Consider the following 25,310-nt stretch of genomic DNA (forward strand, 5'->3'; position numbering starts at 1 on the left):
ACCGGCCGTTCCCGCGGCGCCGGTCCCGCGCGCCACCATCGTGGAATCGCTGCCCAGCGTCGTCATCGAGCGCCGTGTGGAGTGGCCCGACACCGACGCTGCCGGCCACTACCACCACTCCACCGTCGTGCGCTGGGTCGAGGCGGCGGAGGCGGTCCTGCTGCGGCGTCTGGGCCTGGCCCACCTGTTCGGCAGTACGCCCCGCGTCCGCTTCGAGGCGGACTACCGGGCCCGGCTCTGGTTCGGCGAGGCGGTGCGCACGGAGCTGCGCGTCACCAAGGTCGGCGCCAGCTCGCTCCACTACGCCTTCACCGTGCGCGGGGAGGCGGGCGCGGAGGCGGCCGCGGGCCGCATGGTCATCGCCCATTCCGCCGCCCGTGCCACCGGGGCCACCCCCTGGCCGGCCGAGGTCCGCGAGGTCCTCACCCAGGCGGGTCCGCAGGCCCCCGAACTGATCGAGAACGTCCGAGGAGGCGCCCCGTGCGCGTAGCAGTCATCGGAGGCGGACCCGGCGGTCTGTACTTCGCCGCCCTGGCCAAGCAGCTGTCCCCGCACTGGGAGATCACCGTCTGGGAGCGCAACGCTCCCGACGGCACCTTCGGTTTCGGTGTCGTCTTCTCCGACGAGACCCTCGACGGCATCGCCCAGGCCGATCCGGTGGTGCACGCCGCCATGTCGGCGGAGTTCGCCCGCTGGAGCGACATCGACGTCCGCCACCGCGGCCGGACCCTGACCTCCGGCGGACACGGCTTCGCCGCCCTGGGCCGCCGCCGGCTGCTGGAGATCCTCCAGGAACGCTGCGCCGCGCTGGAGGTCGACGTCCGCTACCGCACCCAGGCCCCGCCGCCGGAGCAACTGGCCTCGGCATACGACCTGGTGGTCGCCTGCGACGGCGTACGGTCGGGCACGCGCGCCGCCCACGCCGACACCTTCGCCACCGACCTCGACGAACGGTCCGGCCGCTACATGTGGCTCGGCACGGACAAGGTCTTCGAGGCCTTCACCTTCATCGTCGAGGAGCGGGAGTTCGGCACCCTCCAGGTGCACGCCTACCCCTACGACGCGACCCGGTCCACCGTCATCGTCGAGATGAACGAGGACGCCTGGCGGCGCGGCGGCTTCGACCGCTCCGAGTCCCTGGACCTGCCGCCCGGCGCCAGTGACGAGGCGGGCATCCGCCGCTGCGAGGAGATCCTCGCCCCCCACTTGGACGGCCACCGGCTGCTGCCGAACAACTCCAAGTGGCTGCGGTTCACCACCGTGCGCAACCGCACCTGGCGACACGGCAACACCGTGCTGCTCGGGGACGCCGCGCACACCGCGCACTTCTCGATCGGCTCGGGCACCAAGCTCGCGATGGAGGACGCCCTCGCACTGGCGGCCTGCCTGCACGAGCACCCCGACGCGCCCAGCGCGCTGGCAGCGTACGAGGACGAGCGCAGGCCGGTCGTGGAGTCCACCCAGCGGGCGGCGCAGGCCAGCCTCGAATGGTTCGAGCACATCGACCGGTACACCGGCCAGGACCCGCACCAGTTCGCCTTCAACCTGCTGACCCGCAGCCGCCGGGTCACCTATGACGGGCTGCGCGCCCGGGACGAGGGCTTCACCACCGCGGTGAACGCCTCGGCGCCGGTACCGCCGATGTTCCGGCCGCTGCGGCTCGGCGGACTGCGGCTGCGCAACCGGGTGGTGGCGGCCCCGGTCTCCCTGTCGACGGCCCGCGAGGGGGTTCCTGGCGACTTCGACCTGGTGCACCTCGCCACCCAGGCCCTCGGCGGTCCGGCCCTGGTGCTGGCCGGGATGACCGCCGTCAGCGCGGGCGGGCGGACCGACGCGGGCTGCCCGGGCCTGTGGACCGACGAGCAGGAGGAGGCCTGGCGCCGGATCACCGGCTTCGTCCACGGCCAGTCGGACGCCTGTCTGGGCATCCAGCTCACGCACGCGGGCCGCCGCGCGGCCGACGGGGCGCCGCTGGCCGCCTCCGCGCTGGCCTGGGACGAGCGCAGCGCGGTGCCGCGGGAGGCGACCCGGGCGGATATGGACCTGGTCGTGCGGGACTTCGTACGGGCGGCCGAGCGCGCCGACCGGGCCGGGTTCGATGTACTGGAACTTCAATACGGCCACGGCCACTTGCTGTCCGGGTTCCTTTCCCCGCTGACCAACCGGCGCGCCGACGCCTACGGAGACGGCCCGGCCGGGAGGCTGCGCTTCCCGCTCGAAGTACTGGGCGCGGTACGGGCGGTGTGGCCCGCCGGGAAGGCGCTCCTGGTGCGGATCTCCGCCGCGGACTGGGCGGAGGGAGGCCTGGGCGAAGGCGAGGCGGTGGAGATCGCCCGGGCCCTGGGGGCGGCGGGCGCGGACGGGATCGACGTCTCGACGGGCGAGGTCGTGTCCCACGAACGGCCCCGCTACGGCCGCAGTTACCAGACGCCGTACGCCGATCTGATCCGTAACGCCACGGGGCTGGCGACGATCGCCGTGGGCGCGCTCTCCACCTACGACGACGTGAACTCGGTGATCCTGGCGGGCCGCGCCGACCTGTGCGCCCTCGGCCGCGCGCAGCTCCACGACCCGCTGTGGACCCTGCACGCGGCGGCGGCCCAGGGGTATCGCGGGCCCGCCGCGCCGTGGGCCCGCTCCTGGGTGGCGGGCAGTGCGCGGCCGCCGGCGGCTCGCACGGACCGGGTACCGCCCCGCCTCGAACTGCTGCGGCCGGCCGAGGCCGCGGTGCACCGGCGCTGGCGTCCGCACGCCGCCGCGTCCCCCGCCGTCCCGGCGCCGACCGTGACCGCCGCCGCAACCCGCTGACCCGCGGAGATCCAGGAGATTTCATGGAACCCCCTCCCCCGTACGACCTGCCCCGCTTCACGGCGGCGGCCGTGCAGGCGTCCCCGGTCTACCTCGACCCCGGAGCCACCGTCGACAAGGCCGTCGCGCTCATCGCCGAGGCCGCCGGGAACGGCGCTGCGCTCGTCGTCTTCCCGGAGGTGTTCGTCCCCGGCTACCCGTACTGGAACTGGACGATGAACCCGGTGCAGGGTTCGCCCTGGTTCGAGCGCCTCCAGCGGGCCTCCGTCGACGTTCCCGGGCCGTACGTGGACACGCTGCGCGCGGCGGCGCGGCAGTACGGCGTCACCCTCGTCATCGGGGTCAACGAACGTGCTCCGCACAGTCTCGGCGTCCTCTACAACACCCTGCTGACCATCGGACCCGACGGGCAACTGCTGGGCGTGCACCGCAAATTGGTGCCGACCTGGGCCGAGAAGCTCACCTGGACCGGGGGCGACGGCAGTTCGCTGCGCGTCCACCGGACCCCGGTCGGCCCGCTCGGCGCCCTCGCCTGCGGGGAGAACACCAACACCCTGGCCCGGTTCGCCCTCCTCGCGCAGGGCGAACTCGTCCACGCTTCCTGCTACATCGCCCTGCCCGTGGCCCCCGCCGACTACGACATGGCCGACGCCATCGCGGTGCGTACGGCGGCCCACAGCTTCGAGGGCAAGGTCTTCTCCGTCGTGGCCTGTTCCACCGTCTCGCCGGAGATCGTCGACCTGATGGCGGGGGACGACGCCGAGCTGCGGGCCCTGTTCGGCCGCCCGCGCAGCGCCCTGTCCGGGATCTTCGGCCCCGACGGCCGCCCGGTCACGCCGCCGCTCGTGGATGACGAGGGCATCGTCTACGCGGAGATCGACCTGGGCCGGTGCATCCAGCCCAAGCAGATGCACGACATCACCGGCCACTACAACCGCTTCGACGTCTTCCGCCTCGAAGTCGACAACCGGCCCCGTCCACCCGTGACCTTCACCGCACCGTTTTCCACCCCCCGCACCACGCCGCTTCCCGAGGAGGACGCATGACCATCGGACAGGACGACACCGCGCTCGGCCGCGCACGGGTCCTCGACACCCCCGAACTCACCGCCTACTACGCCGAACTCGAAGCGCGCGACGCGGGCGCGCTGTGGACCGTCGCCAACGACATCGAACCCTGGTACCCGCAGCCCAGGTCCGTGCCCGTGCTGTGGCGGTACGAGGAGCTGCGCCCGCTCGTGCACAAGGCGCTGGGGCTGGTCACGGCCGACGACGCGGGCCGCCGGGTGGTGATGCTGGTCAACCCCGGCCGCAGGGACGTCAGTGCGGCGGCCGGGCTGCTGTACACGGGCCTGCAGATCATGGGCCCCGGCGAGGCCATGACCGCGCACCGCCACCAGGCCGCGGCGCTGCGCTTCGTCCACGAGGGCACGGGTGCCTGGACGATCGTCGACGGGCAGAAGCTGAAGGTCGGCCCGCGCGACTTCGCGATCACGCCGAACGGCACCTGGCACGAGCACGGCAACGACGCGGACGACGCCCCGGTGATCTGGCAGGACGGCCTGGACATCCCGCTCGTCAACGCCCTCGACGCGGGGTTCTACGAGGTCCACCCCGGACTCCACCAGGAGCCCGGAAAGGTGATCAACTCCTCGGTGCTGACCTACGCGGCGAACCTGCTTCCCTACGGCGTCGAGCGCTGGACCCGGCCCTACTCCCCCCTGCTGGCCTACCCGTGGGAGGCGACGTACGAGGCGCTGCTCGGCCTCGCGAAGGCCACCGGGGGATCCCCCTACGACGGGATCATCGCGGAGTACACCAACCCGGTGACCGGCGGTCCGGTGATGCCCACCATGGGCGCCCACATGCAACTGCTGCGCCCGGCTCAGGCCACCAAGGCCCACCGGCACACCGGATCGGTGATCTACACCGTGGCCAAGGGCCACGGGGTCTCGGTGATCGCGGGGCGGCGCTTCGCGTGGCGGGAGGGCGACATCTTCTGCGTTCCGTCCTGGGCCTGGCACGAGCACCACAACCTCGATCCGGCCGAGGACGCGTGCCTCTTCTCCTTCAACGACTTCCCCGTCATGCGCTCGCTCGGCTTCCACCGCGAAGAGGCGTACGTCGACAACGGCGGTCACCAGAACGCCCGTTGAGAACCCCCTTGAGCACCACACCGCCGGATTCCCACCGCTGCGACCACCAGGAGACACCCCCATGCGCCTGCTGACCTTCACCACCGCTTCCCCTGCGGCCGGCTCCCCGCCGCGCCTCGGCGCCGAGAGCGACGGCTTCGTCCACGACCTCGCCGCGCTCGCCGACCACGCGGGCGCGGCGATCCCGGCGGACCTGCTCTCGCTCGTCCAGGCCGGGCCCGCCGCCCTGGACACCGTCCGCGCCCTGCTCCACGGCGCGAGGCCGCGCCACGCCGTCCACCGGCTCGAAGACGTCCGGCTGTGCGCCCCGCTCCGGCCCGGCAAGATCATCGGAGTCGGGCTCAACTACGTGGAACACGTGGCGGAGTCGAGCCGAACCCTGGACACCGACAAGGAACTGCCGCCCCGCCCGGTCCTGTTCAGCAAGCCGTCCACCGCCGTGACCGGTCCCGGAGCGCCGATCCTGCACAACGCGGATCTCACCAGCCGACTGGACTGGGAGTGTGAACTCGCTGTCGTCATCGGCCGGACCGCCTTCCGCGTGAGCGAACAGGAGGCGTACCGGCATGTCTTCGGCTACAGCATCGTCAACGACATCAGCGCCCGCGACCAGCGCCGCTCGGGCCAGTGGTTCTTCTCCAAGGGCCAGGACTCCTACGCCCCCTTCGGCCCGGTCGTCGTCACGGACGACGAGATCGCGGACCCGATGGCCCTGGACCTCGAACTGCGCGTCAACGGCGTCACCAAGCAGAAGTCCAACACCCGCCACATGCTGTTCCCGATCGCCCGGCTCATCGCCGACATCAGCTCCGGCGTGACCCTGGAGCCCGGCGACGTGATCGCCACCGGCTCCCCCTCCGGCGTCGGAGCCGGCATGGTCCCGCCCGAGTTCCTCGTCCCCGGCGACACCGTCGAGGCCGCGGTGGAGGGCATCGGCACCCTCACCAACCCCGTCGTGGACGCCCGTTGATGCCGAAGCCACCGGCCCCCGACCCGCACCGAGGAGATTCCGTGCCGCAGCAGACCTACCGCATAGGCCAGATCGTGCCGAGTTCGAACGTCACGATGGAGACGGAGGTGCCGGCCATCCTGCGCGCGCGGGAAACCGTCGCGCCGGAGCGCTTCACCTTCCACTCCAGCCGCATGCGGATGACCCATGTGACGCCCGAGCAGCTCAGGGCCATGGACGCCGACTCCGACCGCTGCGCCGTCGAGCTGTCCGACGCGCACGTCGACGTCCTCGGCTACGCCTGTCTGGTGGCCATCATGAGCACCGGTCTGGGCTACCACCGCGCGTCGGAAGCACGCCTGCACACGCGCACCGTGGAGAACGGGGCTCCCGCTCCGGTGGTGACCAGCGCCGGAGCCCTGGTCCAGGGGCTGCACACCATGGGCGCGAGGAAGGTCGCGCTGCTCGCCCCCTACATGCGCCCGCTCACCCGGACGGTCGTCGACTACCTCACGCACGAGGGCATCGAGGTGCTGGACCACCGCGCGCTGGAGATACCGAACAACCTCGACGTGGCCGCCCACGACCCGGCGAAGCTCCCGGGCCTGGCCCAAGCCCTCGATCACGCGGACGCGGACGCGGTGGTCCTCTCCGCCTGTGTGCAGATGCCGTCGCTCGGGGCCATCGAGGAGGCGGAACAGCTGCTCGGCAAGCCGGTAGTCTCGGCGGCCGTCTGCACGGCGCACCAGATGCTGCGGGCCCTCGGCCTGCCGGCGGTGGCGCCGGGGGCCGGGCACCTGCTGTCCGGGGCGTACGCGCTGGCGCCCCTGGGCCGGGGGGCGGCGAGCGGGGAGTGACCTGCGGCGCGGTGCCCGGCCGCGCCGCTCGGTAGGATCGCCACCGCATCCAACGGAAGGCGATCATGTCGGACAGCCCCCTCAGGCCCAGCTCGTTGATCAACACGGTCTACGGGGCGTTCCTGCGCGGCGGCGGTGGATGGATCTCCATCGCCGACCTGATCACCCTGATGGCGGAGCTGGACGTCGAGAGCCAGGCCGTCCGCTCGGCGATCTCCCGGCTGAAGAAGAAGGGCGTCCTGGAACCGGAGCGGCGCGGCGCCACCGGTTACCGGCTCAGCCCGGCCGTCCATCCCGTCTTCGACGCCGGCGACCGGCGCATCTTCGCCAGCCTGGAGCCCGCGGACCTGGCGGACGGCTGGGCCCTGGCCGTCTTCTCCGTACCGGAGTCCGAGCGCTCCCACCGCTACCAGCTGCGGACCCGGCTGACCTGGCTCGGCTTCGGCAACATCGCCTCCGGCGTGTGGCTGGCGCCGGGCCGGGTACTGGAGGACGCCCGGGCCATGCTGCTACGGCTGGGGCTGAGCGAGTACGTCCACCTCTTCGCCGCGGCCGACTACGCCGCTTTCAGCGACCTGCCGGGGGCGGTCAGCTCCTGGTGGGACTTCCCCGCGATCCAGGAGCAGTACGCCGACTTCACGGACGCCTACGCGCCGGTCGCCGGGCGCCTCGCGCGGCAGGGGTGCCACATCGACCGCGCCGAGGCGTTCCGCCACTACGTGCCGATGCTCACCGCTTGGCGGCGCCTGCCCTACCTCGACCCGGGCCTGCCCGCGGAACTGCTGCCCGCGGACTGGAACGCCGTCGCGGCCCGGCAGGTGTTCCAGCGGCTGCACGAGGTCCTCGCCGGACCGAGCCGGGACCACGTGCGCAGCGTCACCGGCGGCGCCGCGCCGTAGGACCGCCCGGCGCCGCGGCAGCGGGGGTCAGTGCCGGCTGGACTGCCGGACGCGCAGCAGCTCGGTCCGCAGCACCGGGGCGCCGTCGACCGGGGCCGGGTTCTCCGCGGTGGGCTGGATTCCTCCGGCGGCGACCTTGTCCAGTGTGGCCAGGCCGTCGGGGCCGACCGTGCCGAACACCGTGTAGTTCGGCCGCAGTGCGGAGTCGCCGTAGACGACGAAGAACTGCGAACCGTTCGTGTTCGGCCCGGCGTTGGCCATCGCCAGCAGGCCGCGCCCGTAGAGGCGGCGCGCGCCGGTGGGATCGGTCGGTGCGGGCGGCAGGTCCACCGGGAGCTCGTCCTTGTACTTGTACCCGGGCCCGCCCTCACCCGTACCGGTCGGGTCACCGCACTGCAGTACCTTCAGCGTCGGATACGCCGTCAGGCGGTGGCACACCGTGCGGTCGTAGAATCCGTGGCGCGCCAGGTGCAGGAAGCTCTGGACCGTGCACGGCGCCTGGGCCTGGTTCAGGTGCAGCGGGAGGGAGCCCTGGCTGGTCGGAACGGCCACGTCGACCGTGCCGCGGCTGGGCGTGCGCCGCGGATCGGGCGGTAGCGGGACGCGGCGCGCGGGCGGCTCGTCCGGGGTCTGCGTGTACTGGCAGGGGCCGTGCGTGGTGCGCGGCGGAGCGCCGTCGGCGGCGGTGGCGGCGCCTGCCCCGGACACGGCCAACGTCACGGCCGCTAATCCGCTGATCAGTGCTCGGTTCATTTCGTACGCCCTCCTGATGATCGCCAGGTTGCGGAGCGGTCGCAGTCTAGGGCGTGATCCGGTCGGCGGGAATGGTCAACCGCAGAAGGCCGGCGCGGGCGGCTCCGGCCTTCTGCGGCACCGGGAATCAGGCGGCGACGAGCTCCCGCTCGCGGTCCGGCGCTTCCACCTTGGGCTTCTTGTTCGGCAGCGAGAGCCGGAAGACCTTGTGCCACGCGGAGTACACCTGCTTGGGCAGCGGGCCGGTGACGTACTCCAGCTCGTACTTCTCGAACAGGGCACGCACCTTCACCGCGACCTCGGCGTAGCGGTTGCTCGGCAGGTCCGGGAAGAGGTGGTGCTCGATCTGGTGCGACAGGTTGCCGGTCATGAAGTGCATGGCCTTGCTGCCGCTGATGTTCGCCGAGCCCATCATCTGGCGCAGGTACCACTGGCCGCGCGTCTCGCCCTTGATCGACCCGCGCTCGAAGACCTGAACGCCCTCGGGGAAGTGCCCGCACATGATCACCGAGTGGGTCCAGATGTTGCGGACCAGGTTCGCGGTGAAGGTGGCGGCGAGGGTGGGGAGGAACGACGGGCCCGACAGCAGCGGGTGGATCACGTAGTCCTTGAGCACCTGCTTGCGGATCTTGCGCCCCACGGCCCTGGCCCGCGCACGGAACTCCGGGTTCTTGCGGCGGCGCTTGTGCAGGTTCTTGGCGAGCTCCAGGTCGTACGCCGCGATGCCGTACTCGAAGAAGCAGGCGTTGAGGAAGTTCCACAGCGGCTGGCCGAGGTGGAACGGGTGCCACTTCTGGTCCTCGTCGACGCGCATGATGCCGTAGCCGAGGTCGTTGTCCTTGCCGATCACGTTGGTGTACGCGTGGTGGAGCTCGTTGTGCGAGTGCTTCCACTGCTCGGACGGGGAGACGTGGTCCCACTCCCAGGTGGTGGAGTGGATCTTCGGGTCCCGCATCCAGTCCCACTGCCCGTGCAGGATGTTGTGGCCGATCTCCATGTTGTCCATGATCTTCGCCACGGACAGCCCGGCGGTGCCGAGCAGCCACGCCGGCGGGAAGATCGAGAACAGCAGCACGCCCCTGCTCACCAGCTCCAGCTTGCGCTGCGCCGAGATGACCTTGCGGATGTAGGCGGCGTCCTTCTCGCCCCGGTCGGCGATCACCACGTCGCGGATCGCGTCCAGCTCGCGGCCCAGCTCCTCGATCTGGTCCGCGGTCAGGTGGGCGGTGGGGTCGATGGCGGTCAAAGTGCTCCTACCGTTCGATGTCGCAGGGGCCCGCCGCGGCGGACACGCAGGTCTGGATGAGGACGCCCGGCTCGGCCTCGGTGATCTCGCCGGTGCGCAGGTCGCGGACGGCGCCCGCCTTGAGCGGCGTGACGCAGCCGAAGCAGATGCCCATGCGGCACCCGGAGGGCATGAGCACGCCGGCTTCTTCGCCGACGTCGAGCAACGGCGTGGCGCCGTCCGCGTCGACGGTCTTGCCGGTGGTGCTGAAGGTGACCTCGCCGCCGTCGCCGGCGACGACGACGGTGGGCCGGAAGCGTTCGGTGTGCAGGCGCTCCGGGATGCCGTGCAGGCTCCAGTGGTCCTCGGCGGCGTCGAGCAGGCCCGCGGGGCCGCACGCCCAGGTCTCGCGCTCGGCCCAGTCGGGCACGAGGTCGGCAAGGCGGGCGATGTCGAGCAGGCCGTCGGTCTCGGTGTGCAGCTCGGTGAGGCGCAGCTTCTCGTCGGCGACCAGATCGTGCAGCTCCTGGCGGAAGATCACGTCCTGCGGCCGTGGCGCGGAGTGGACCATGACGACGTCGTCGATCCGGACGTCGCGGAGCATGCCCATCACGGGCGTGATGCCGCTGCCGGCCGTCAGGAAGAGCACCTTGGCGGGCTTGGCCGGCGGCAGGACGAAGTCACCGGTCGGCTGGTCGAGGTGGATCAGCGTGCCCGGCTTCGCCTTGCGGACCAGGTGGTTGCTGACCTTGCCGTCCGGGATGGCTTTCACCGTGATCGTGACGCGGCCGTCCCGGCGGTCGGTCGGCGAGGTGACCGAGTAGGCACGCCACAGGCGCACCCCGTCGACGTCGACCCCGATCCGGACGTACTGACCGGCCGTGTGGCCGCGCCAGCCCTTGCCCGGCCTGATCACGATGGTCGCGGCGTCATCCGTCTCGGGGTGCACGGCCTCGATGCGCCCGCGCAGGTCCGCGCCCGCCCGTAGCGGGCTGACCAGGTCGAGGTAGTCCGACGGCAGCAGCGGCGTCGTGATCATCTCCAGCAGTTTCCACGCCCTACTGCGGAGGGCTGCACTCGTCATGACTCCAGCTTGGTGCGCCTCAGGGCGTAAAGTCCTGTCCGCAGGATGTAAATCTGGTCGGCGGAATTGTTCGCAGGGAACAAAAACATGAGCAACGCGATCCGGAGGGCCACCGAGCTGGCCCTGGATGAGACGACGGTCACAGTACTTCGGGCCGCGCTGAAGACCACTGCCGACGAAGTCGTCGAGGCGATCATCGACGAGGTCCCGTCCTATGCCAACGCCCTTTCGGGCCGCATGGGCGGCACCATCCGCCGAGCCGTCCGCACCGCCCTGGGGCACTACCTGGACCTCGCGAGCGGGAACGCGACGGGCGGCGACGGCGGCGACGCGGCGTACGAGCTCGGCCGCGGCGAAGTGCGCGACGGCCGTTCGATGGACGCCCTGCTCAGCGCCTACCGCGTCGGCGCCCGTGTGGCCTGGCGCTGCCTGGCGGCGGGCGCCGTACCCGCGGGACTGCCCGCGGCCGAGGTCGCCAAGTTCGCCGAGCTGACCTTCGCCTACATCGACGAGCTCTCGGCCGCGAGCGCCGCCGGCCACGCCGACGAACTGGCCGCCCGGGGCCGGGCCCACGAGCGCCACCTGGAACACCTGGCCCGCGACCTCCTCGCCGGCGCGAGCCCGGACGTACTGCTGGCCTCTGCGCAACGGGCCGGGTGGCAGCCTCCCGTTTCACTGACCGCGGTCCTGCTGCCCGGCGACCAGGCCCGCCCCGCGTACCGCGCGCTCGACCCGAGCACCCTCGTCCTCGACGATCTGCCGGACGCCTCCGGCGTGCTGCTCGTCCCCGATGCCGACCGATCACATCTGCTGCGGCAGCTGACCGACCGCGCCGCCGTGGTCGGCCCGGCCCGGCCGTGGACCCGTGCGTCCGCCTCCCACGCACGAGCCGTACGCGCGCGCTCCCTCTCCCCCGACATCCGCGACACCGAGGACCACCTGCCCGAGCTGGTGCTGAGCGCCGACGCGGACGCGTTCGCGGACCTGCGGGCCCGGGCCCTCGCACCGCTGCGGACCGTGTCCGTCGCGACCGCACGGCGGCTTGAGGAGACGCTGCGGGCGTGGCTGCTGCACCAGGGCAGGCGGGACGAGGTGGCGGCGGCGCTGTTCGTCCATCCCCAGACGGTCCGGTACCGGATGGCGCAGCTGCGCGAGCTGTTCCCGGACCTCGCATCGCCGCACCGGGTCCTGGAACTGACACTGGCGGTCGGACTTCGGGGCAGCTGACCCGTACGTCCACGGACCGTTCACCGTCTGGGGCGCGTTCTCCGCGAAGCCGCCGGCTACCCGAGCAGTTGGACCAGCCCGACCGGGAGGAACGCCGGGCGGCGGGGCTGTCCGACCTGGTACGGCACGAAGCCCAGCGAGGCCGCGACCTTGACCTCCTCGGCCGTTTCCGCCTGGTAGACGAGCCGGCAGGGCCCCGACTCGGCCCTGGCGCGCTGCCAGAGAGCGGGGGCCGGTTTGCGCTCCGCGTCGGTGCGGGGAGTGAGGATCCGGTCGCCGAAGTCCTGCCAGGCGAAGGGCTCGGGTCCCTTCCACGTGGCGTCGACTTCCTTCTTGAGCCGGGCGGCACGCTCCGCGTCGGTCGCGCCCCAGGAGGGCGGAACGTTGGTGATCAAGCCGATTCTGATGTGGCGCTCGCGCAGGGCGCGCAGATATGAGGCCGCTCCGGACCGATAGGCGATGCTGCCGTCCTCGGCCGTGTGCACGAGGGTCTCGCCCAGATCGAAATACGCGACGGGACAAGCGCGTTGGTCCCCGGCACTCGCCACGGAGTCCACACCCGTGACGCCCCTCGCGGGCGCGGCCGTACTCACCGTGGCGCAGAGCACGGTCGATGCGAAGGCCACACCGAGCGCGAGGCTCGCCCGGCCCACCTTCTTGCTGGCTGATAACCGATTCATGGCGCCGTAGCCCCTCTCCTTGTGCGCCGCACGGGTACCCGGATGTCCGGTCCATGACAGGCAGGTGGCGCCGAGTCTCTCATACGGGCCTTCGGCGAAGCGGCCCGCGACGGGCAGGTCTCCTGCGCCGCCGCGCAGTTGACCGCTCTTGGCGGCGCGGCCGAGCGGGCGGACACTGAGGGCGGGGGTGGGCTCATGTGGATCGGACTGACCGCGGGCATGTGGATCCTGCTGGGCGCGGGGCTCCTCGTGCAAGGGGTGCTCCGGCGGAGGCTGCGCGTCTTCCGGGGTGTGGTGCCCGACCCGCCGCCGCGGCTGGACGTCTACGCGTACGCCTACCTGTGCGGCGGACGCAGACGCACGGCGCAGACCGCGCTGGCGGCCCTGCACCTCGCGGGGCGGATCACCGTGCAGGAGGACCGGATCGTCCTCGCCGGGCCCGCCGGGGCCCCGCATCCGGTGGAAGCGGCCGCCCTGTCCGCCTGCCGGGACCCGGGACGCTTCCGGCGGCCGCTGTCGCCCCGACGGGCGGAGAAACGGACCAAACACAGCCTCGCCGTCCGCCGGGTCGGTGAGATCCTCGCCCGGGACGGTCTGATCCGCCATCCCGTCCTGCGCAAGCGGGCGGAGACCTGGGGCGCGATCCTGGCCATGGTCCTGCTGCTGACGCCGACCACGCTCGGGATGTCCGCGGCGATCATCGCGGACGTCTCCGGCCACTGGGCACCCGGCCAACCTGCGGCGGTCGTCACCTGGTTCGCCGTACCGGCCCTGGTCTTCACCTGCTTCAAGGGGCCGGAACCCGACGGCCCGACCCCCGAGGGCGCGCCCCTCATCGAGGAACAGCGCGCCCCTTCGACGGCGGACGGGTCCCACGGGGAGGTCCTGCGACGCGTGGCCCGCGAGGGCACGTCCACCGAGGGCATGCCGGCCGACCTGAGCCGCCTGCTGCGTCGCGAGCCTGCCTCCACCTTCCAGCCCGACGGGGGCCCCGGCCTCGGTGGTCTTTAGGTGGTCGCGTGAGCACTTTCGGCGGAAGACGTACCACTCTCGCGGCGCTACAGATACCGTTTCGCCAGAACTGAACTACCAGGAGGATCAGCACACGTGACAGCCGAACAGACATCACCGGCCGGGCGGTTCTGGCGCGACGACGCCGGGGACTGGTACTCCTGGAACCCCCGCTTCGCAGAACGGCTGTCTCCCGTCTACACCACCGCGGCCGCCGCCTGCCGGCTGATCGAGGAGGGCGTGCCCCTGGCGCTCCCGGAAGACTGCACCCCGGAGACGCTCGCACACATCGCACGCTCGACGTTCGGCTACGACCGGCCGCCCGTACGGATCTCCCCCCGCCAGGCCCGGGAGCTGGGAGAGATCGCCCGGACGCTCCGCGACCACCACGGCGCCCTGCTTCTGGAGACGGATTACATGGGGTGGGAGGAATCCGCGGTCGACGGCATCCTGCGCGCGCTGGAGACCGGGGACAGTGACTCCTCCCCGTCCCTCCCCCGGGTCGAGTAACGGGGGCCCGGCCAAGGGTCGACGTTTCGCATGTCGGGGTGCGGCCCCCGTCGCGGCCCTGTTGGCCAGGGCCGCACCCCGTATGGACGAACGTACCGTGATGCCGGCCCGCCCGCGTTCCGTTTTCCTGGTCGGCAGGCTCGCGATCACACCGCAGGCGGGAAGTCCTTGATCGGCTGGTGTCCGAAGACCTGGTCGAGGACGGACGCCAGGCGGGCCTTCAGCGGCTCGGCGTGCGGGACCGGCCGCTTGGGGCCGCGCGACACCAGGGGCGCGCCGAGGTCGAGGAGCAGGTAGAGCATGCGCAGCGTGCGCATCGTGTTGGTCGCGTACGCGGGCTTCGGTCCGGGACCGATCGCCCCGAAGTCGGCAGCGACCGGGTCGAGCCAGGCGGTCGCCGCATCGGCGCTCAGTTCCGGTCGCGTCAAGACCCTGGCGATCGCACCGGCGAGCCGGTCGTCCTCCTGCTGGTCCCAGACCTGGTCGTGGCGGGCGAGCATGCGCCCGGCCGCGAGGGCGAGCATGGACCCGGGGTCGACGTCCGGGTGGGTGCCGAAGGTTCCCAGTAGGTCCGACCCGTGCGCGACGGCGTGCAGCCAGCCCAGCTTCGGATCGTGGGCGCGCAGGTCGGTCTCCGCGGGGAACCAGGCCGCGAAGGCGTCGAGCCAGGGCTGCCGGAAGTCGCCCCGCGTGACGATCATGTCAAGGACCAGCGGGGCGAACGTACGGGCCTGGACCTCGCTGTCGGTGAACCGGCGCGCCATCTCGTCGCCCAGCCGCAGCCGCGGTGCACCGGCGATGACATCACGCGCGATCCAGGTCCGCAGCACCACGTACGGCGCGCCGTCGCGCACCTCCGGGTCCCGCTCGCGCAGGCAATCCGCCAGTTGCACCGTGAGTTCGTCGAGACCCACGCCCGACGGGACGCCGAAGCCGGTGGCGCAGAGGTCGTCCCAGTCGATCTTCATGGCCCGGACCCTACCGCGCCCGGTCGCGGAGGCCGTCGTATTATCCCGGCGACCGTCTGCTCGCCGGACTGCACCTCGCAGGCACTTTCATCGATGCGCCCACACGCTAGCAGCCGTACCAGTTGGTCCACGTGCCGTTGCCGTTGAACGTGTTGCACCAGTAGCCGCCGTTGCCCCCGAGCACCTGCACCGTGGGATTCCCGCCGGAGAACCAGGCCCAGACGCCGGCCTGCACGTTGCTGCTGTTGCCGAGGGTGCCCCAGGTGGACCACGAGCTGTTCGCGCCGAACTGATAGCTGTGCCAGATCTGGCGGTCGCTCCCGATGACCACGAACTCGTACCGGCCGTCCGGCCAGTCCAAGCGCCGGACGATGGATCCGCACAGGACCACTGCGGCGGCAGGACCGTTCCCGGTGAAGCTGACGTCGCAGGCCGCGCTGCCGGTACGGGTCCTGCTGACGACGGGGGCGCTTGTGGTGCCTGTGCGTTCGCCGGCGGTCGGTGCTCCGACCACGCTGGGCCCACTCGGAGCCGGTGCCGCCTGCGCGGTCGCGACAGGGCTCAGTGTGGCCACGAGTGCCAGTGCCATCACGGCAAGAATGCCGGGCTTCTTCATGATTCCCCCCAAGAATGGCGTGACGTGTCTCCAACGGGCGGCTCCGTGCCGCCGGTTGCCGGAAGCTTGCGTGACAAACGGGCACTTTTCCAGAGCTTCCGAGCACGAGGCGGGGACATGACGCGAAGTCGATCCCGCTGGCCTGATACCCGGATCCGGATACGCCGACGGGCGGCACGGAGTTGCCCGCGCCGCCCGTCGGCATGACCGCTCAGCCGGTGACGATGCTGACGCCACCGAACTCGGAGGAGACGGTGTCCCACGATGCGGCGAAGCTGGTGGTGTCGCCGCCGGCGATGACGTGTCCGCGCACGGTGAAGCCCAGATCGGGCGAATCGCTGCTCACCGGTGGTCCGGCCACTGTGGCAGTAGCCCCCACCGACCGCGCTGGCGGCGGCACGGGCGATCGCCTTCGCGGTGCTGCTGGTGACTCCGCCGACGAACACACCGCCCGCGCAGTTCTGTCCGCGGATCAGCTCCACGTCCACCTTGATCCCGTTGATCGAGGGCAGGAGCCGGCCCCCCGCCACCCATGAAGGGCGTGAAGACGACGCCCCGCGGGGTCGCCGGGGCGGCCCCGCTCGGGTCCGTGCCGCTGACGGCCTGGACCGCTGGTCCAGTCGGCTTGCCGATCCGGCACGGACGGCGTCTGGGGTGAGGGTCAGGCGGCGGCGAGGCTGAGCTGGTCCTTGAAGAGAACCCAGTGCTGGCCCGGGTCCTTCGGGTCACACGGCTTCACCGAGACGCCCGAAGAGTTCCACGTGTTGGCGAAGCAATAGGCCGGAGCGTAGGCGAGGCTGACCTGCTGACCGGAGACGTTCCAGTACTGCCCCTGGTCCTTCGGGTCGCACGGCTTCACCGAGACGTCCGGGGCGTTCCACGTGTTGGCGAGACAGTAGGCGGGAGCATTGGACAGGGCGATCTGGTGGCCCGAGAGGGTCCAGTGCTGGCCCTGGTCCTTCGGGTCGCACGGCTTCGTGGAGATCTTCGGGGTGTTCCAGGCGTTGGCGAGGCAGTAGAGACCGGGTGCGCGCAGCGCCGGGGCGGTGGTGGTCGCGGCCTGCGCTCCGGCGGTGGGCAGGAGGAAGGCGGCCAGGGCCAACATCGTGAGGGCGAGCGTCTTGCGGAAGGCGATGGTCATGGGGGCGAAATCCGTTCTTGCGGGAGAAGTGGGATTCACGCCCGAGCGCGAGATGGCTTCCCCACGCGGTTCCGGACGCGCGCCAATTGGTAGCACCACCCAAGGATTGGCCAACGGTTTCTGCGCAGCACGTTCATCCCAATGAGCCGGCACATGTGATGACCCGACAGGCCGCGGCAGGTGTTCACTCCGGCGACCCACTGGAGCCGGCCAGTACGGCGTCCAGCATCCGGCGGGCGACCGACGTGAGCTCCGCCGGGTCGGGTGCGGGCCGCGTACGGGCCATCGCACCCACGAGGCGGTCGTAGAGCACGCCTTCGGTCCAGGCGACCAGCAGTTCGGCGGCTTCGGCCGGCCGGGCGGCGCCCAGTGCCGCGAGTGCGGCGGCCGCACGGCCGCGGGCCATCAGGCCCGCCTGATGCAGGGCCGTCCCCAGTTCCGGCGTGCGCGCGGCCTCGATGCTCAGCTCGTAACGGGCCAGCTGCCGCTCGCGGCCGGTGGTCAGCCAGCGGTGCAGCAGTGCCCCGATCGCGGCCGCCGCCTCCTCCCGCGAAGCGGGCCGCCCCGTGGCGGAGGGGGCCGGCTGCCCCGCGTCGAAGTCTTCCAGGTCCAATTCCGCGATGCGCGCGTAACAGGCCCCGATCAGGGCCGTCCGCGTGCGGAAGTAGTACGAGGTGCTGCCCGCGGGCAGCCCCGCCGCGGCGTCGATCGCGCGGTGCGTGAGCCCGCGCAGGCCGGACGTGGCCACGGTGGCGATCGCGGTGTCCGCGATGAGGGTGCGGCGGTCGGGGCTGGACATGCCCTCACTCTACAGCTGTAGAGTGAGGCCCTGGCGGCTCTACAGCTGTAGAGGACGCACGAATTCCGAACCGAACGGAGATGTGTTCCATGCCGAAACGTCATGCGGTGGTGGCCGGGGCCGGTATCGGAGGCCTCACGGCCGCCATCGCACTCCACCGCCGCGGCTGGCGCGTCACCGTCTGCGAGCGCGCGCCCGAACTCCCTTGCACCGGCGCCGGCATCGGCCTGGCCCCCAACGCCTTGCGCGCACTCGAGGCCATCGGCGTGGACGCCGCCCGCGCCGCCGGGAACGCCGTGCCCGCGACCATGGGCGTACGCCGCTCCGACGGCCGGTGGCTGACCCGGGCCGGTACCGTGGACATGGCTGCGCGTTACGGCATGCCCCCGATCGCCGTGCCGCGCCCGGCCTTCACCGCGGCCCTGGCCGCCGCCCTCCCGCCGGAGTCCCTTCGCTACGGCACCACCGTGACCGCCGTCGAGGACGCCACGGGCCGCCCGACCGTCCGTACGGCGGCGGGCGAAGACCTCACCGCCGATCTGGTGGTCGCCGCCGACGGCATCCACAGCCCGCTGCGCCGCGCCCACTTTCCCGCTCACCCCGGCCTGCACTACATCGGCGAAACCGCCTGGCGGACCATCGTGGCCGCGCCGGACCTGCGGATACCGGAGATGAGCGAGACCTGGGGGCGGGGCGAGCGCTTCGGGGTGACCCCGCTCTCCGACGGCCGTTTCTACCTCTACGCCACCGCGGTCGTCCCGGCCGGGACCCGCTCAGCCGACGCCCGCGCCGAACTGCGGCAGCGCTTCGGCTCGTGGCACGACCCGATTCCGGCCCTGCTGGACCGCGTCGAGCGTCTCGACGCCGGCCAGGTAATGCAGAACGACCTCTATGACCTGGCCGCCCCGCTGCCCAGCCTGCACCGCGGCCGGATCGCCTGGATCGGCGACGCCGCGCACGCCATGGCCCCGAACCTCGGACAGGGCGGCTGCCAGGCCATCGAGGACGCGGTGGTCCTCGCCCACCTGCTCCCCGGCGGAGACGTCCAGGACAGCGGGGACAGCAGAGATAGTGGGGACAACGGGTGCTCCCTTCCCGCCGCCCTCGCCGCCTACACGGCCGCACGCCTCGGCCGCACCGACGCCGTGCGCGTCCGCGCCCGCCGGGTCGGCCGCCTGGGCGCCCTCCGCAACCCGCTCGCGGTGGCCGCCCGCGACATGGCGGTGCGCACCACGCCCGCCCGTCTGGCCCTGCGCGGCATGGACGACCTCTTCAACGGCTTCCGCCTCCCGGACCGCCGAGGCTGAAGGCGGCTTGCCGTATTGCATCTGCTGGACATGCCGGGAGGGCCGATACGCCCGGCCGAAACGGGCGGCAGCGTCCCAAGTCCCCTTGCTACGGTGCGGTGATGTCATCCATGTCAGCCGTCAAGAAGTTCCAGGTCACCTTCGACTGCGCGGAACCCGAGCGCCTCGCCCGCTTCTGGTGCGAGGTGTTGGGGTACGTCGCACCGCCGCCACCGGAGGGGTTCGCGACCTGGGACGATTTCAACCGCACCCTCCCTCCTGAGAAGCGGGATGCGTGGTTCGCGTGCAGTGACCCCTCCGGCGCGGGGCCACGTCTGTACTTCCAGCGCATCCCCGAAGGCAAGACCGTCAAGAACCGGGTGCATCTCGATGTCCGGGTCGGCACGGGGCTCGTGGGGGCCGAACGCCTCGCCGCACTCGAAGCCGAGTGCGCGCGCCTGGTCGCGCTCGGCGCCACGCACGTGCAAACGCTGTACGCCGACGGGGAGAACGAGTCGTGCATCCCCATGCTGGACATCGAAGGCAACGAATTCTGTATCGACTGAACCCACCCCGGCCTGCGCGGAGCTTCCCGGCGGGTGGGTGCTCGTTGAGCAGCGCATGATCCTCTGGTTGCTCAATCACCTCAGTACGTTCCTCATCGCCGTCCTCGTGGTGGGCGGCCTCACCGCCCTCGCCATGGCCGGCAGCCTGGCAGCACGCCGCCGCTTCCCGCACCTGGCGCGGGGGGAGCACAACGAGATGGTCGGCGTCGCGCTCGGCATGTTCGGCGCGATCTACGGCATCATCCTCGCCTTCGTCGTCGTCACCCTCTGGACGCAACTGGAGAACACCGAGAACATCGTCGCCAACGAGGCCACCGACCTGGCCCTCGTCGTGCGCAGCGCCGATGCCTTCCCGCCGGCCGACCGCGCGAGGGTGAACGGGGCGGTCGGCGCGTACGTGCACGCCGTCGTCGAGGTGCAGTGGCCGCTGATGCGCGAGGGCCGGCCGAGTTACGAGGCCACCGGCTCGCAGACGCACAGGCTGTACGAGGCCCTCCAGGCGTACGAGCCGAAGGGCGCCCGGGCCGAGACCTTCTACACCGAGGCGGTCACCCGCCTCAACGACGTCGCCTCGCAGCGCCGGGCGCGCGTCTCGATGGCGGAGACGTCGCTGCCGGTCCTGCTCCAGGTACTGGTGTACGGGGGCGCGCTCGTGACGGTCCCGCTCACCTTCCTGTTCGGGCTGCGCAGCATGAAGATGCAGTTGCTGTTCGTGTCGGCGGTGGCCGGGCTCATCGGGTTCAGCCTGCTCCTCGTGGTGGCGCTGGACCGGCCCTTCGCGGGGGACCTGAGCGTGAGTCCGGCGCCGTACAAGGAGGCGGCACTGGCGCAGTTCTGGGCTGCGGGCTGAGGTCGCCTCGGCGGCGTCCGTAGCGTAGGCGGTGGGACTCGTGGCCGCCGGCGCCTCGGACGCCGTGCCGCACCGGTGAGGCTGCCGTCCGTGGCCTCATTCATTAGGGTGAGCGGCATGGACATGCGCAGGATCGTCGCCATGCTGGCCGAGGAGGCCGAGCAGCAAGTACGCGATCAGATGTGGGCACTGGCGCCGAGCGAAAGCGCTCTCGCGCTGCAGGCCGAGACCGGCCTGCGCGACGCCGTCGGCCCGCCGGACGTCCAGGAGTCGCTGCCGGCGATCGACCGGCTCGGTCAGCTGCGGGAAGCGCTTGCCGTCCTGGCGGTCTCCCTCGCTCGTACCCACGGCCGCCTGGCGTGGTTCCTCTCCGGCGCCATCGACGCCCTCGAACCGGTCCTGCGCTGGCGCGCCCTGCCCGCCGACCGGGGAGGCACCTTCGGAACCGTCCTCCCGAGCCCCGAGGAATACGCAGAAGCCGAGGACGCCGTCCGCCGGATCCGGGACACGCTGGCCCAGATCACCGCCCAGTCAGCCGGCCCCGGTTGATGCGCTGGGGAACACGTCGAGGGGCCCGGGTGCCTGTGGCACCCGGGCGCCGAAGGAACTGCTGCACCATCTGCCGGCCTTGATACCGCGCCGGGGCGGCGGTCAGTGCACCTGGATTCCGATGAGGCACGTGTCGTCGTCCGTGTCGGACGCGCTGTAGGTCAGCAGGTTGTCGAGGCGCTTCTCCAGCGAGTCCGCGGTCCGGGAGGCGATGGTGAGCAGTTGGGCCAGCGATTCCGTGACGGCGATGTCCCTGCGCTCCACGAGGCCGTCCGTGTACATGAGGAGGATGTCCTCGGCTTCGAGCTGCACCTCTTCTTCCGTGAAGGCCGTGTCGGGCAGTGCTCCGAGGAGCAGTCCGGAGGGCATGGGGAAGCTCTGGGCCTGGGCGCCGCGGATGAGTACGGGGGGCAGGTGGCCGGCGCGGGCCCAGCGCAGGGAGCGGTTCTCCGGGTCGAAGATGCCGCAGACAGCGGTGGCGGTGAGGTCGCTGGTGAGGTGGAAGGCGATGGTGTTGAGCCAGGCCAGCAGTTGCGCGGGGCCTGCTCCGGTGACGGCGAGGCCGCGGAGCGCGTTGCGCAGGATGACCATGCCTGTCGCTGCCGGGATGCCATGGCCGGCGACGTCACCGACGCTGAGGAGGATCTTGCCATCGGGCAGGACCACCGAGTCGTACCAGTCTCCTCCGACGAGGGACTCGGTTTCCGCGGGGCGGTAGCGGACCGCGATGCGGATGCCCGGGACCTCCATGGGCGCCGGAGCGGGCGGCATGATGACCTGTTGGAGTTGCAGGGTGAGCCTGCTGCGGTCGGCCGATTCGGCTTCGGTGTCGGCGAGTTGGTCGCGGGTGGCGGCGAGGGCGACCTCGGTCCAGTGCTGGGATGAGACGTCCTGGCAGGCGCCCCGGACCGCGCGCAGCCGCCCTTGGTCGTCCAGGACGGGTTCCGCGACCATGCGGATGTGGCGCGTGATGCCGTCGGAGCGCTGCAGGCGGAAATCGACCGAGGATTCGCGCAGCCGGTGCAGGAGCGTGCGCAGGAACCGGCCGATGGAGTTCATGTCGTGCGGGTGGGCGTAGGAGGCCAGGTCTTCGAGGGGTACGGGCGACGCCGTGGCCGGCAGGCCGAAGAGGCTGAACAGCTGGCCGTTCCAGCTGATTTCGCCGGTGGTCATGTTCTGCTCGAAGCCGCCGACACGGCCGAGTCGCTGCGCGTGCTGCAGCAGGTTGGCGAGTCGCGCCGTTTCGTCCTCGATCTTCCAGATCAGGAAGAGGGCCGTGCCGTGGCGGGTGATGCTGACGTCGGCAACGGTGGTGAGCGGTACGTCCCCGACGAAGGCCGTCAGGGTCGTGTGCCGCATCTGGCAGGCTTCCCCGGTGGCGTAGGTCCGTTCCAGGCTCTCGAAGAGGCCGCTGTCGGCTGCCGCGGGGTATGCCTCCAGGAAGCGGCTGCCGGTGACCATCGAGCGGGAGCGGCCCGCGGGGTCGATGAAGCGGTCGTTGGTGTGGTGGATGTGGAAGTCGGCCAAGTGCCCTTCGCTGTCGAGGCTGGGAGTGAGCACGAGGGCCGGATCGTACAGATGGTCGGCCAGCTCGGTGAGCTCCGCGACCGCGGGCAGGAGCAGAGCCCCGGGGTCCTCGGCGTGCGGCCGCTGTTCGTCGATGGTGTACGCGCACAGTTCGGCCAGTGCTTCGAGCTGGCGCAGCAGGTGGGGGGACTGCGGGGGGACGTCGTTCGGCCAGGCGATCTCCAGCACGCCGTGGATGCGGCCGCCGGTGCCCGCCGGCAGCATGATGCGTCCGCCCTCGGGGTGCTGGCGCCGGCCGATGGTGGGGATGCCGGCTTCGGAGAGGTCGGCGACGACCGCCGTGTCGCGCGCGGTCAGTGCGAGGCGGGCGCAGGTGGTCACCTCGGGCGGCACGTAGCGCCAGCGGGAGGCGTCCTCCTCGGTGAAGCCGCACTGGCCGACGAGGGTGAGGGACGCGTCGGACGCGGCGACCCAGATCGCGACGGCGAAGGCGCCCAGCGGGCGCAGCGCGTTCTCCCACACGGAGGTGGCGACGGCCTGGGCGTCGGTGGCCGCCAGTACGCCGCTCTCGGCGGCCCGCAGCCGTACGGCGTGTGTGTCGCTGCCCTCGGCCGGCTCGTCGACCGCTGCGTTGAGGAACTGCTGCGCGATGTCGCTGACACGGTCGCGGGCGGCCTGGTTGATGACGTCGACGGCCAGTTCGAGGAGGGTCACGCCGGACTGCTCGGCGAGCTTGGCCAACTGCCGGGACGCCTCGGCGGGCCCGCACCCCAGACGCCCTACGAGGATGCCCTTGGCCATCTCGATCAGGGCCCGTCCGTCGGCGGCGGACTGGGCTTCGATGGCCTCTTGACGGAGCCGTTCCACCGTGGCGGCCAGGCGTCCCGCCTCCTGCGCGGTGGAGGACGCCGGCTCGGCGCCGGGGCCGGGGCGGCGTGCCGGGGCGGTGGTGGGCGGCACCGCCGGTGTGCCGTGCGGTCTGCGGCCTTCCGGCCGGGACGCTGCGGGTTCTGTGGGATTGGTGTTCACCGTCGGGCGGCTTTCTCGGTAAGGGCGACGTGGACGCTGCGGAAGTCAGGCACGAGCGGTACCGGAGCCTTCGTGCGGCGGCAGCCAGCGGCGCAGCCGAGTGATGAGGTCATCGGCGTCCACGGGCTTGGTGACGTAATCGCTCGACCCGGAAGCCAGGCTCTTCTCGCGGTCCCCCGGCATGGCCTTGGCGGTGACGGAGATGATGGGCAGGTCCGCGTACTGGGGCATGCGCCTGATCTCGGCGGTCGCCCCGTAGCCGTCCAGTTCCGGCATCATCACGTCCATCAGGATCAGGTCGATGCCCGGCGTGCTGGTCAGGGTCTCGATGCCCTTGCGGCCGTTCTCGGCGTGGATGACCCGCATGCCGTGCAGTTCCAGGATGCCGCTGATCGCGTACAGGTTGCGCGGGTCGTCGTCGACGACCAGGACGGAACGGCCCGCGAGGCTGGTGTCGACGACGGAGTGCTCGGGGACGGCGAGGTCGCCGTCGGAGCGCACCAGCGGCAGGACGTCCCCGGGACGGTCGGCGGAGAGGTGCAGGGCGATGCGCTCGCGGAGTTCGTCCAGGCTGGCGAGGACTTCCAGCGGCTGGGCGGCGGTCCGCTGGGCGACCTCCTCCTGCTGCGCGAGGGTCATCCGGCGGTTGTCGTGGGCGAGGACCGGCAGGGACGCGAGGGCGGTGTCGCCCGCCAGGGCCCGCAGGAAGCGCAACGCCTCCCCGTCGGCGTCCAGTTCGAGGACCACGCAGTGGAAGGTCGACTGGGCCAGGACGTCGGCCGCCTCGGCGGCGCTGAGGGCGGTGACGACCTCGATCTCCTCATCAGGTCGCGAGGAGACGCGCCCGGCGGCCAGGTCCGCGGCCGCGCTTTCGGCGACGAGGCTGAGGAGGCCGTTGCTGCGCTGTTCGATGACCAGCAGGCGCCGGGGGCGCCGGGACCGGGCAGCCTGCGGCCTCGTGTCCTCACGCTCCTCGGCCGTCGCCGTGACGGCGGCCGGCTCCAGGACGAGAAGGCCTGCGTCCTGCTCCGTGGCGTCGGGGCGGGACACAGGGAGGTACAGGGTGAACGTGGAACCTTCCCCGGGCACGCTGCGCGCGGTGACGGCACCGCCGAGGAGCCGGGCGATCTCCCTGGTGATCGACAGGCCGAGGCCGGTGCCGCCGTACTTGCGGCTGGTGGTCCCGTCGGCCTGCTGGAAAGCCGCGAAGATCGCTTCCAGCTGCTCTTCGGCGATCCCGATGCCGGTGTCGATGACCCGGAAGGCCACCACGGAGCCGGCCTGGGCCAGCTCGGGGGGCAGTTCCGCGCTGTCCGCCGGTTCGATACGGACCCTCACCCGGCCCTGTTCGGTGAACTTCACCGCGTTGGAGAGCAGGTTGCGCAGGATCTGCTGGAGCCGCGCGTCGTCCGTCAGCAGGTCCACCGGCACGCCGGGTGAGGTCTCGATGTCGAATTCGAGTCCCTTCTGGCTGGTGAGGGGCCTGAAGGAGGCTTCCACGTAGTTGAGCAGCCGCTGGAGCGAGACCCGCTCCGGGTTGATGTCCATCTTTCCGGCCTCGACCTTGGACAGGTCGAGGATGTCGTTGATCAGCTGGAGCAGGTCGGAGCCTGCCGAGTGGATGATCCCGGCGTACTCGACCTGCTTGGCGGTCAGGTTGCGCGTGGGGTTCTGCGCCAGGAGCTGGGCGAGGATGAGCAGGCTGTTGAGCGGGGTGCGCAGCTCGTGGCTCATGTTGGCCAGGAACTCGGACTTGTACTTCGAGGCCAGCGACAACTGCTGCGCGCGGTCCTCCAGTTCCTGCCGTGCCTGCTCGATCTC

General features: G+C 71.6%; 24 protein-coding genes and 1 pseudogene. 14 read left to right on the plus strand and 11 right to left on the minus strand.

The window, feature by feature from the left end; genetic code table 11:
• Positions 1 to 115: 115 nt before the first annotated feature.
• The 7 genes and pseudogenes from ABZY31_RS13075 to ABZY31_RS13105 all read left to right on the plus strand — a co-directional run.
• Positions 116 to 490 (plus strand): annotated as a pseudogene (locus ABZY31_RS13075) (thioesterase family protein); the annotation flags it as partial.
• Positions 481 to 2,808: an FAD-dependent monooxygenase gene (locus ABZY31_RS13080; RefSeq protein WP_356408609.1), complete on the plus strand. Its 2,328-nt coding sequence runs from the start codon at positions 481 to 483 to the stop codon at positions 2,806 to 2,808. The pseudogene ABZY31_RS13075 and the gene ABZY31_RS13080, both read left to right, overlap by 10 nt.
• Before the next feature lie 23 nt (positions 2,809 to 2,831).
• Positions 2,832 to 3,854, plus strand: coding sequence for a carbon-nitrogen hydrolase family protein (locus ABZY31_RS13085; RefSeq protein WP_356408612.1), 1,023 nt, complete (start codon positions 2,832 to 2,834; stop codon positions 3,852 to 3,854).
• Positions 3,851 to 4,963, plus strand: a complete 1,113-nt coding sequence (locus tag ABZY31_RS13090) for a cupin domain-containing protein (protein ID WP_356408615.1) — start codon at positions 3,851 to 3,853, stop codon at positions 4,961 to 4,963. Before ABZY31_RS13085 ends, ABZY31_RS13090 begins: the two co-directional genes overlap by 4 nt.
• A gap of 61 nt (positions 4,964 to 5,024) precedes the next feature.
• Positions 5,025 to 5,933, plus strand: coding sequence for a fumarylacetoacetate hydrolase family protein (locus ABZY31_RS13095; RefSeq protein ID WP_356408618.1), 909 nt, complete (start codon positions 5,025 to 5,027; stop codon positions 5,931 to 5,933).
• A gap of 41 nt (positions 5,934 to 5,974) precedes the next feature.
• Positions 5,975 to 6,769 (plus strand): Asp/Glu racemase, encoded by a 795-nt coding sequence (locus tag ABZY31_RS13100; RefSeq protein WP_356408621.1) that lies wholly within the window; start codon positions 5,975 to 5,977, stop codon positions 6,767 to 6,769.
• A 65-nt stretch (positions 6,770 to 6,834) separates the two neighbouring features.
• A complete protein-coding gene (locus ABZY31_RS13105) occupies positions 6,835 to 7,668 on the plus strand; it encodes a PaaX family transcriptional regulator C-terminal domain-containing protein (RefSeq protein WP_356408624.1) in 834 nt (277 codons plus the stop codon).
• A gap of 27 nt (positions 7,669 to 7,695) precedes the next feature.
• On the opposite strand, the gene ABZY31_RS13110 is transcribed toward ABZY31_RS13105, so the two are convergent.
• From ABZY31_RS13110 to ABZY31_RS13120, 3 genes are all read right to left on the minus strand, one after another.
• Positions 7,696 to 8,421: a peptidylprolyl isomerase gene (locus tag ABZY31_RS13110; protein WP_356408627.1), complete on the minus strand. Its 726-nt coding sequence runs from the start codon at positions 8,419 to 8,421 to the stop codon at positions 7,696 to 7,698.
• A gap of 127 nt (positions 8,422 to 8,548) precedes the next feature.
• Complete coding sequence (locus tag ABZY31_RS13115; protein ID WP_356408630.1) at positions 8,549 to 9,667, minus strand: acyl-CoA desaturase; 1,119 nt, start codon at positions 9,665 to 9,667, stop codon at positions 8,549 to 8,551.
• 7 nt (positions 9,668 to 9,674) lie between these two features.
• The gene (locus ABZY31_RS13120) at positions 9,675 to 10,730 is read right to left on the minus strand and encodes a ferredoxin reductase (RefSeq protein WP_356408633.1); all 1,056 of its coding nucleotides are present in this window, start codon (positions 10,728 to 10,730) and stop codon (positions 9,675 to 9,677) included.
• Positions 10,731 to 10,817: 87 nt separating this feature from the next.
• On the opposite strand from ABZY31_RS13120, the gene ABZY31_RS13125 reads away from it, so the two are divergent.
• Complete coding sequence (locus ABZY31_RS13125; protein ID WP_356408636.1) at positions 10,818 to 11,957, plus strand: helix-turn-helix domain-containing protein; 1,140 nt, start codon at positions 10,818 to 10,820, stop codon at positions 11,955 to 11,957.
• 56 nt (positions 11,958 to 12,013) lie between these two features.
• Here the strand turns inward: ABZY31_RS13125 and ABZY31_RS13130 are convergent, their stop codons facing one another.
• On the minus strand, positions 12,014 to 12,637 hold the full coding sequence (locus ABZY31_RS13130; protein ID WP_356408637.1) for a hypothetical protein: 624 nt from the start codon (positions 12,635 to 12,637) through the stop codon (positions 12,014 to 12,016).
• A 195-nt stretch (positions 12,638 to 12,832) separates the two neighbouring features.
• Here ABZY31_RS13130 and ABZY31_RS13135 point away from each other — a divergent pair, with 195 nt between their 5' ends.
• The gene (locus tag ABZY31_RS13135) at positions 12,833 to 13,648 is read left to right on the plus strand and encodes a TIGR04222 domain-containing membrane protein (protein ID WP_356408640.1); all 816 of its coding nucleotides are present in this window, start codon (positions 12,833 to 12,835) and stop codon (positions 13,646 to 13,648) included.
• 96 nt (positions 13,649 to 13,744) lie between these two features.
• A complete protein-coding gene (locus tag ABZY31_RS13140) occupies positions 13,745 to 14,158 on the plus strand; it encodes a hypothetical protein (RefSeq protein WP_356408642.1) in 414 nt (137 codons plus the stop codon).
• A 146-nt stretch (positions 14,159 to 14,304) separates the two neighbouring features.
• Here ABZY31_RS13140 and ABZY31_RS13145 read toward each other — a convergent pair whose 3' ends face one another.
• The 5 genes from ABZY31_RS13145 to ABZY31_RS13165 form a co-directional block, all read right to left on the minus strand.
• Complete coding sequence (locus ABZY31_RS13145) at positions 14,305 to 15,126, minus strand: DUF2785 domain-containing protein (RefSeq protein ID WP_356408645.1); 822 nt, start codon at positions 15,124 to 15,126, stop codon at positions 14,305 to 14,307.
• A gap of 106 nt (positions 15,127 to 15,232) precedes the next feature.
• The gene (locus tag ABZY31_RS13150; RefSeq protein WP_356408647.1) at positions 15,233 to 15,715 is read right to left on the minus strand and encodes a hypothetical protein; all 483 of its coding nucleotides are present in this window, start codon (positions 15,713 to 15,715) and stop codon (positions 15,233 to 15,235) included.
• 238 nt (positions 15,716 to 15,953) lie between these two features.
• Positions 15,954 to 16,088: a hypothetical protein gene (locus ABZY31_RS13155; RefSeq protein WP_356408649.1), complete on the minus strand. Its 135-nt coding sequence runs from the start codon at positions 16,086 to 16,088 to the stop codon at positions 15,954 to 15,956.
• Between the two features lie 315 nt (positions 16,089 to 16,403).
• On the minus strand, positions 16,404 to 16,883 hold the full coding sequence (locus ABZY31_RS13160; RefSeq protein WP_356408652.1) for a ricin-type beta-trefoil lectin domain protein: 480 nt from the start codon (positions 16,881 to 16,883) through the stop codon (positions 16,404 to 16,406).
• 184 nt (positions 16,884 to 17,067) lie between these two features.
• Positions 17,068 to 17,682 carry a TetR family transcriptional regulator gene (locus ABZY31_RS13165; protein ID WP_356408654.1) on the minus strand — a complete coding sequence of 205 codons (615 nt, stop codon included), beginning with the start codon at positions 17,680 to 17,682 and terminating at the stop codon, positions 17,068 to 17,070.
• An 89-nt stretch (positions 17,683 to 17,771) separates the two neighbouring features.
• Between ABZY31_RS13165 and ABZY31_RS13170 the strand changes: the two genes are divergently transcribed.
• The 4 genes from ABZY31_RS13170 to ABZY31_RS13185 all read left to right on the plus strand — a co-directional run bounded on the left by ABZY31_RS13170 (position 17,772) and on the right by ABZY31_RS13185 (position 20,933).
• Positions 17,772 to 18,989: an FAD-dependent monooxygenase gene (locus ABZY31_RS13170; RefSeq protein WP_356408657.1), complete on the plus strand. Its 1,218-nt coding sequence runs from the start codon at positions 17,772 to 17,774 to the stop codon at positions 18,987 to 18,989.
• 110 nt (positions 18,990 to 19,099) lie between these two features.
• Positions 19,100 to 19,534: a VOC family protein gene (locus ABZY31_RS13175; protein WP_356408676.1), complete on the plus strand. Its 435-nt coding sequence runs from the start codon at positions 19,100 to 19,102 to the stop codon at positions 19,532 to 19,534.
• Between the two features lie 55 nt (positions 19,535 to 19,589).
• Positions 19,590 to 20,384: a DUF4239 domain-containing protein gene (locus ABZY31_RS13180; protein ID WP_356408659.1), complete on the plus strand. Its 795-nt coding sequence runs from the start codon at positions 19,590 to 19,592 to the stop codon at positions 20,382 to 20,384.
• Between the two features lie 117 nt (positions 20,385 to 20,501).
• Positions 20,502 to 20,933, plus strand: coding sequence for a hypothetical protein (locus ABZY31_RS13185; protein ID WP_356408662.1), 432 nt, complete (start codon positions 20,502 to 20,504; stop codon positions 20,931 to 20,933).
• Between the two features lie 102 nt (positions 20,934 to 21,035).
• On the opposite strand, the gene ABZY31_RS13190 is transcribed toward ABZY31_RS13185, so the two are convergent.
• Both ABZY31_RS13190 and ABZY31_RS13195 read right to left on the minus strand, forming a co-directional pair.
• Positions 21,036 to 23,420, minus strand: a complete 2,385-nt coding sequence (locus ABZY31_RS13190; protein WP_356408665.1) for a SpoIIE family protein phosphatase — start codon at positions 23,418 to 23,420, stop codon at positions 21,036 to 21,038.
• A 114-nt stretch (positions 23,421 to 23,534) separates the two neighbouring features.
• The coding region (locus ABZY31_RS13195) for an ATP-binding protein (RefSeq protein ID WP_356408668.1) at positions 23,535 to 25,310 on the minus strand (1,776 nt) is incomplete at its 5' end.

Source organism: Streptomyces sp. NPDC006529, from assembly GCF_040611795.1.
Lineage (GTDB): Bacteria > Actinomycetota > Actinomycetes > Streptomycetales > Streptomycetaceae > Streptomyces.